Raw genomic sequence first — 6736 nt, forward strand, 5'->3', positions numbered from 1 at the left:
ACCGCACCATGACGGCGTCGGCTCCGGCCGGCGCCGTTCGCCGTCGTTCGTCCTCTGTGGTTGACCGCCGACGTGGGCTCCGGCTACTCTCTGAATCGATACAGACTGAATCGATCCAGAAGGGTGGGCGGAGTGAAGTCGAAGCCGACGTTGCAGGACGTGGCGACCGCGGTGGGCGTCTCCCGCAGCACCGTGTCCAACGCCTACTGCCGCCCCGACCAGCTCTCCGCCGGGCTGCGCGCCCGCATCCTGGAGGCCGCCCGGCAGCTCGACTACCCCGGGCCCAACCCGACGGCCCGCTCGTTGCGCCGGGGCGTGGTCGGCGCCATCGGGGTGCTCTTCACCTCGCAGCTGTCGTACGCCTTCACCGACCCGTTCGCCGTCCGGTTCCTGGCCGGCGTGGCCGAGGCCGCCGAGCGGCACGGCACCAGCCTGCTGCTCGTGCCGCTGCCGACCGACCCGACGCAGGCGCGGGTGGCTGTGGAGAACGCCGCGGTCGACGGCTTCTGCGTCTACTGCGCCGACGACAGTTGGGTGCCGGACGTCATCCGGCGGCGCGGCCTGCCCTTCGTCACCACGGCGCCGCGGGCGGACGCCGGCGCGGACCGCTACGTCGGCATCGACGAGCGGGCCGCCGCCCGGGCCGCCGCCGACCATCTGGTGAGCCTCGGTCACCGACGGGTCGCGCTGCTCGGTGACAGCATCCGGCCGGACGCCCCGGTCGGTCCGCTGCGGCTGTCCTGCGTCGACGACGTCCCGCATCCCACCACCCGCCAGCGGCTGGCCGGCTTCGCCGACGCGCTGGCCGCCGTGGGCGTCGGCTGGGCCGACCTGACGCTGCTCAACGCCGCCGGCAACAGCCGGGCCGCCGGCGCGGCGGCGATCGCCGACGGGTTCGTCGGCGACCAACCGCCGACCGCGGTGCTCGCCTGCTCCGACGTGCTGGCCCTCGGCGTCCTGGACGCCCTAGCCGACCGGGCCGCCGACGTCTCGGTGACCGGCTTCGACGACGTTCCCGACGCCGCCGCCGCCGGCCTCACCACCGTCCGGCAGCCGGCGGAGGAGAAGGGCCGGATCGCCGCCGCGCTGCTGCTCGACCCGCCCGCGGAGCCGGCCGCCGGGCACGTCCTGCTCCGCACCGAACTCGTCGTCCGTACGTCCACCCGTCCCGTCCCAAGGAGTTGACCATGGAACAGCCGTCCGGTTTCATCCTCGCCCTCGACGCGGTCCACCGGCACGTCAACTCGGCCCGGCCGGACGCGCCGGTCCGCCCGACCCGGTGCGTCGTGACCGTTTCGCGCCGACCCGGCTGGCCGCCGCCGGCGTGCTGCGCCGCCTCGCCAATGTGATGGAACCGGCGGTCGCGCCGGCCCCGCCCTGCCGGCCCTGACCCGCCGCCGCCCGGGTGGTCGGGGCCACTCGGGCGGCCCGCATACCGGGATAATCGCCGACACGCGGGTATCAAAAGGGCACCACGGCTGGTGTCCACCCGGGCGGTCCCGGCAGACTGGACCACCATGTCGTCGTTCACGCCCACCCTGCGGCTGCACGATCGGTACGTCCTCCGCGAGCGCATCGGCCTCGGCGGGATGGCCGAGGTGTGGCGCGCCGACGATGAGGTCCTGCACCGTCCGGTCGCCGTCAAGGCGCTCGCGACGCCCCTCGTCGCCGACCCGGAGCTGCGCGCCACCATCCAGCGCGAGGCGCGCGCCGCCGCCCGGCTCGCCCATCCGCACGTGACCCAGGTGTACGACTACGGCGAGGCGCCGCTGCCGGGCGGCGCCGTCGTGCCGTACCTGGTGATGGAGCTCGTCGAGGGGCGCAGCCTGGCCGACCGGCTCTCCGCCGGCCCGCTGGCCTGGCCGGACGCCGTCCGCACCGCCGGTCAGGTGGCGGCCGCGCTGGCCGCCGCGCACCGGCTCGGCGTGGTGCACCGCGACGTGAAGCCGGCGAACGTGATGCTCACCGAGACCGGCGCCAAGGTGCTCGACTTCGGCATTGCCGCCCTGGCCGGTCCGCGGTCCCCGCTCACCGGCCAGCCCGGCGAGCTGATGATGGGCACACCCGCCTACTTCGCCCCGGAGCGGATGACGCCCGGCCCGCCCAACCCGGCCAGCGACGTGTACGCCCTGGGCGCCCTGCTCTACCGCAGCCTGACCGGCCGGGCCCCGCTGCCCGTGCAGACCTGGGAGGACGCGCTGGAGGTGCACGCCCGGCGGGCCCCGGTGCCGCCGCTGCAGATCCCCGGCCTCCCCGCCGACCTCGCCGCGCTGACCCTGGCCTGCCTGGACGCCGACCCGGGGAGGCGACCCACCGCCAGACAGCTCGCCACCCGGTTCGGCGCCGGCCGCTCGGTCGAGCCGGTCACCTCGGTGCTGCCCACCGTCGCCGGACGGGAAGGGGCCGCCGAGGCCGGCGAGCCGCACCCGCCCACCCTGATCGACCGCGTCCTGGCGACCGCCCGGCCGGTGGACGCCGTCGAGCTCGGCCCGTCGTACCGGCCGGCCGGCGTGCTCCCGGCGCGGCGGTCGAACCGCCTGCTCGGGGTGCTGGTCGCGGCCGGGCTCGCCCTGATCGTCGGGGTGGTCGGCGTGTTCGCCCTCGACGACGACCCCGCCACCGAACCCACCCCGGCCGCGCCGCTGACCGTGGCGCCGGTGGAGGACGAGCCGGGCACCACCGCGCCGACCCCGACCGCGCCGCTCACGGCGACCGTCGACCCGACCCCCGACGCGCCGTCCAGGGGTGAGCGGCCGGCGCCCCGGACGGCCGGTGAGCTCGCCGCCGGTATCACCGCGGTGCTCGACGCCGCGGAGAGTGGCGGCGAGCTGGACGGCCGGACCGCGGACCAGTTGCGGGACAAGCTGTACGACCTGGTGGAGGGCAAGCCCAAGGACCGGGCCAAGCGGCTGGGTGAACTGACCGACCTCATCACCGAGGGCGTCGCGCGTGACCGGATCGACGACGGCACGGCGGACGACCTGCGCGAGCTGCTGGCCGCCTGGCCCCGTTCGCGGGGGAACGGCTGAGCGCGCTCAGACCAGCTCGACCGGGTCGCCGACGCTGACCCGGCCACCCCGGGCCACCACCGCGTACGCGCCGACGCACGGCTGCGGGCCGAGGCCGGGCAGCGGCACCACCCGGTTGAGCCGGGCCGGCGCCCGCAACGCCTCCGGCTCGCCGGGGAGGAGACCGTGGGCGAGCGTCGGCACCGCGCAGCGCGGGGTCGGCGCCAGCACCCGCAGGGTCAGCTCGGCGCCGATCCGCAGCTCGCGTCCCACCCAGTCGTTCTCCACGAAGCCGTCGCCGGTGGACTCGACCACCAGGTTCGGCCGGTAGCGCGCCGGATGGCCACCCCCACCGGCGGTGCGGATCGCGTCGAGCGTGGCCGAGGCGATCAGGTGGACCGGCGCGAAGTCGACCAGGCTGCCCGGCGGGGCGGCCCCGCCCAGCGCACCGGGCGTCGCGGGCACCGTCGCCTCGATCCCGGCCGCCAGCACCGCGTCCGGGTCCGCACGGTCCAGCACGGCCTCGGCGGGTACGTCGCCGGTCAGCGTCACCGGCCGACCCAGCAGCGTGGAGAGCGCCTCGTGGACCGATGCGTCCGAGGTGGACAGGGTGGTGCCGTCGGGGAGGAGCAAGCGGCCCACGTCGGGTGTCGCGCCCACCGCCCGGACGGTGAGCAGGCCGCGCCAGAGCCGGGGCTGCTTGGCGCTGGCCACCCGGCCCGTCGCCGGGTCCAGCACGGCCAGCCGCCGGTCGCCGCGCAGGCCCCGTTCGTCGACGTCCACCGCGTGCAGCGCCTCGCCCAGCATCGACTTCACCGGGTAGCGGTGCAGCTGGGCGAGGCGACCGGTCATCGGTGCGCCACCGATCGGACCAGCGCCGCGGCCTCGGTGAGCCGATCGTCGCCGAGTGGCCCGACGCCCTGCCGCCGGGCGACGGCCGCGGCCAGCAGTCGCGGCGGCCCGGTCTCGGCCAGGAACGCCGCCAGCAGCGCCCGAGCCGGCCCGGCCAGCGCGGACGTCCGGTCGGTGGCCACCTCGGCGACGATCAGCGCCGTCATCGCCCCGTCCAGCTCCGGTGGACCCTCCGTCGTATCGCGCCAGTCGATCACCACCGGACCGTCGGCGGTCAGCAGGACGTTGCCCGGGTGCAGATCGAGGTGCAGCACCCGCACGGCCGGATCGCCAGAGCGCCGGGCCGGCAGGGCGTGCAGTCGTCGGTGCAGGTCCGCGAGGATCCGCGCGCCGGAGCGGACATCGGCGTCGCCGCCGACGAATGCCTCGGTGAGCGTAGGGCCGGCGACCCGGGTCAGCTCCAACTCCGGGCCGTCGGCGCGGAACACCTCGGGCACCGGGTATCCGTGGCCGCGCAGGTACCTCATCACCTCCGCCTCGGTCCGCACGTCGCCGCCGTCGCGGTAGCGGCGCAGCACCCGGTGCTCGCCGAGGGCGTACACGTCGGCGGTCCGGCCGGAGGCCAGTGGGAGATCAACGCTCACCGTCCCACGTTAGTTGCGGTGAACGAGTCAGCGCAGCCCCGCCCGAACCAGCTCACCGGCGCCGGCGCCCGCCCGCGCCACCGGTGTCCCGTCCGGATCCCACACCCCGGAGCGGCCGGCGGTGCGCGGGTAGGCCGGACCGGCCGGGCCGGCGAAACTCGCCATCGCCACCCAGATGCCGTGGTCGGCGGCGATCCGGCGGGCCCGCTGCTCCGGTACGGCCGCGTCCGCCGGCGCCTCCACCACTCCGGCCAGGTAGCCGTCGACGCCGAGCGCCGCGGTCCGCGCCGCGTGCTCGGGCACGCCGGTGTCCTTGCAGATGGCCAGGCCCAGGCGCCAGCCGTCGAGCGCCAGCACCGTCGGCTCGCGGCCCGCGACGAACCGTTCCGGCTCCGCCCCGCCCAGGAACATCTTCCGGTACGCCACCCGCGCGCCGGCCCCGTCGACCACGAGCATCCCCAGGTACGCCGCCCCGGCGTCGTCCCCGACGGGCGCCCCGGCCAGGGCGATGGCCCCGGCGTCGGCGCACGCCAGGACCAGTGGCGCGAGGCGTGGGTCGGCCGGGTCCACTGTGGGCAGGTCGAGGTCGTAGCCGGTCAGCGAGAGTTCGGGGAAGAGCACCAGCCGGGCCGCGGCGGCGCGGACGGCGGCCGCGTGCGCGAGCGCGTTGGCGGCAACGTCCCCCGGTACGCAGGGCGGCTGGGCGACCGCGAGGGTCAGCGGCGTACGCATCCGGTCCTTCCCGGTGTCACGGCGAAGCATAGAGCGGGTGTCGTGGTCGATCTTCGTGTCGCCTCGTAACTTTGTCGAATGATCAGAGGCTCCCTGGCGCTCAGCCCGCGCACGGTCGTGTCCGCAGCCGAACCGTCCTCCGAGGGTCCGGTCGGGTATGTCACCGGCCTGGTGGAACGGCTCGGCGGTCCGGGGGCGGGGCTGGCGGTGGCGTTGGAGAACCTCTTCCCGCCGATTCCCAGCGAGGTGATCCTGCCGCTGGCCGGCTTCACCGCCGCGCAGGGCCGGATCAGCCTGGTCGGGGCGATCTTCTGGACCACCCTCGGCTCGGTGCTCGGCGCCTGGGTGCTCTACCTGATCGGTGCGGCGCTGGGCCGGGACCGGATGCGCGCCGTCGTCGCCCGCCTGCCGCTGGTGAAGCTCAGCGACGTCGACCGGACCGAGGCGTGGTTCCTCAGACACGGCGTGAAGGCGGTGTTCTTCGGCCGGATGATCCCGATCTTCCGCAGCCTCATCTCCATCCCCGCCGGGGTGGAACGGATGCCGATGGCCACCTTCCTGCTCTACACCACGCTGGGCAGCCTGATCTGGAACACCACCTTCGTCCTGGCCGGCTATCTGCTGGGCGACAACTGGCACGTCGTCGAGGGGTACGTCGGGTCGTTCCAGAAGGTCGTCATCGTCGCCTGCGTGGCGGCCGCCGGCTGGTTCGTCGTCACCCGGGTCCGCCGGGCCCGCGCCGCCGCTGGCGGCCCCACCACGCCACTGGCGACCGGGGAGCAGCGGGAGTACCGGGGCACCCTCTACCGCGGCGGTACCTGGGAGCGCGACCGGCCCTGACGTCGTCGCCCGCCCCCGCCCGGCCACCCCTTCCCCTGATCGTTGATCAAGAGGTTTGGGCACGGTGTCACCCCCGATCAGTGCCCAAACTTCTTGATCAACGGGGTTGTTCGGTGGTGCTTCGGCCGGGGAGGCGGGGCGCGCGGGGTGTCGGGTTGGCGGGTGGGTGGTGACGGTGGGTTGGTTGTCCGGTTCGGGGTCTGTGACCGGGTCCTGTCGGTGCGCTGCGGGTTCGCGTCGGCTGTTCGGGCTGCAGGGGTCGCGCGGCTTCGCCGGGTGCCGGGTCTGCGCCGGGCTGGTCGGGGGGTCCCGTGACCGGCGGCACTCTGAGCCTGGAATCGTGGCCGGCCCGCCGTCGTTACATATCCCGTACGACCGCAGTAGCAGCCCCTCCGGCCCGCCGGATGGATGCGGTGCCCCCGGAATGACGGCGGGCCCGCGGTCGTTACATCCTCTGCACGACCGCAGAACCAGCCCCTCCCGGCCCGGCCGGGTGGATGGCCAAGCCCCGGAATGATGGCGGGCAGACGGTCGTTACACATGGTCCCGGCGCCCGAGCCCCCCGGCTTGTGAAGCCTGCCGGACCTTGAGACTTTCCCCCCTTGCTTTTGAGCGCCCCTGTTCGTGGTGCTTGCCCCACGCGCTGACCCCCCTTGGCGC

7 protein-coding genes are annotated in these 6736 nt (G+C 75.2%); 4 read left to right on the forward strand and 3 right to left on the reverse strand.

Annotated features, from left to right (window positions below):
* Positions 1-132 precede the first annotated feature (132 nt).
* The 3 genes from V6U81_RS16865 to V6U81_RS16875 all read left to right on the forward strand — a co-directional run bounded on the left by V6U81_RS16865 (position 133) and on the right by V6U81_RS16875 (position 3029).
* A complete protein-coding gene (locus V6U81_RS16865; protein WP_334490447.1) occupies positions 133-1185 on the forward strand; it encodes a LacI family DNA-binding transcriptional regulator in 1053 nt (350 codons plus the stop codon).
* Positions 1186-1187: 2 nt separating this feature from the next.
* On the forward strand, positions 1188-1349 hold the full coding sequence (locus tag V6U81_RS16870; RefSeq protein WP_334490449.1) for a hypothetical protein: 162 nt from the start codon (positions 1188-1190) through the stop codon (positions 1347-1349).
* Between the two features lie 168 nt (positions 1350-1517).
* Positions 1518-3029, forward strand: a complete 1512-nt coding sequence (locus tag V6U81_RS16875; RefSeq protein WP_334490451.1) for a serine/threonine-protein kinase — start codon at positions 1518-1520, stop codon at positions 3027-3029.
* A 6-nt stretch (positions 3030-3035) separates the two neighbouring features.
* Here the strand turns inward: V6U81_RS16875 and V6U81_RS16880 are convergent, their stop codons facing one another.
* The 3 genes from V6U81_RS16880 to V6U81_RS16890 are packed head-to-tail and all read right to left on the reverse strand — an operon-like array spanning position 3036 to position 5236.
* Complete coding sequence (locus V6U81_RS16880) at positions 3036-3860, reverse strand: MOSC domain-containing protein (protein ID WP_334490453.1); 825 nt, start codon at positions 3858-3860, stop codon at positions 3036-3038.
* Positions 3857-4504, reverse strand: coding sequence for a phosphotransferase (locus V6U81_RS16885; RefSeq protein ID WP_334490455.1), 648 nt, complete (start codon positions 4502-4504; stop codon positions 3857-3859). Before V6U81_RS16885 ends, V6U81_RS16880 begins: the two co-directional genes overlap by 4 nt.
* Positions 4505-4531: 27 nt before the next feature.
* Positions 4532-5236, reverse strand: coding sequence for a carbon-nitrogen hydrolase family protein (locus V6U81_RS16890; protein ID WP_334490457.1), 705 nt, complete (start codon positions 5234-5236; stop codon positions 4532-4534).
* Positions 5237-5314: 78 nt separating this feature from the next.
* On the opposite strand from V6U81_RS16890, the gene V6U81_RS16895 reads away from it, so the two are divergent.
* Positions 5315-6076, forward strand: a complete 762-nt coding sequence (locus tag V6U81_RS16895; RefSeq protein WP_334490459.1) for a DedA family protein — start codon at positions 5315-5317, stop codon at positions 6074-6076.
* Positions 6077-6736: the final 660 nt, after the last annotated feature.

This window comes from Micromonospora lacuserhaii (assembly GCF_036902735.1).
Classification (GTDB): domain Bacteria; phylum Actinomycetota; class Actinomycetes; order Mycobacteriales; family Micromonosporaceae; genus Micromonospora.

What these genes read in the sequence shown, in the direction of transcription:
- V6U81_RS16870 (WP_334490449.1), top strand. Translation starts at nt 1,188, where the DNA reads ATGGAACAGCCGTCCGGTTTCATCCTCGCCCTCGACGCGGTCCACCGG.
- V6U81_RS16875 (WP_334490451.1), top strand. Translation starts at nt 1,518, where the DNA reads ATGTCGTCGTTCACGCCCACCCTGCGGCTGCACGATCGGTACGTCCTC.
- V6U81_RS16880 (WP_334490453.1), bottom strand. Translation starts at nt 3,860, where the DNA reads ATGACCGGTCGCCTCGCCCAGCTGCACCGCTACCCGGTGAAGTCGATG.
- V6U81_RS16890 (WP_334490457.1), bottom strand. Translation starts at nt 5,236, where the DNA reads ATGCGTACGCCGCTGACCCTCGCGGTCGCCCAGCCGCCCTGCGTACCG.
- V6U81_RS16895 (WP_334490459.1), top strand. Translation starts at nt 5,315, where the DNA reads ATGATCAGAGGCTCCCTGGCGCTCAGCCCGCGCACGGTCGTGTCCGCA.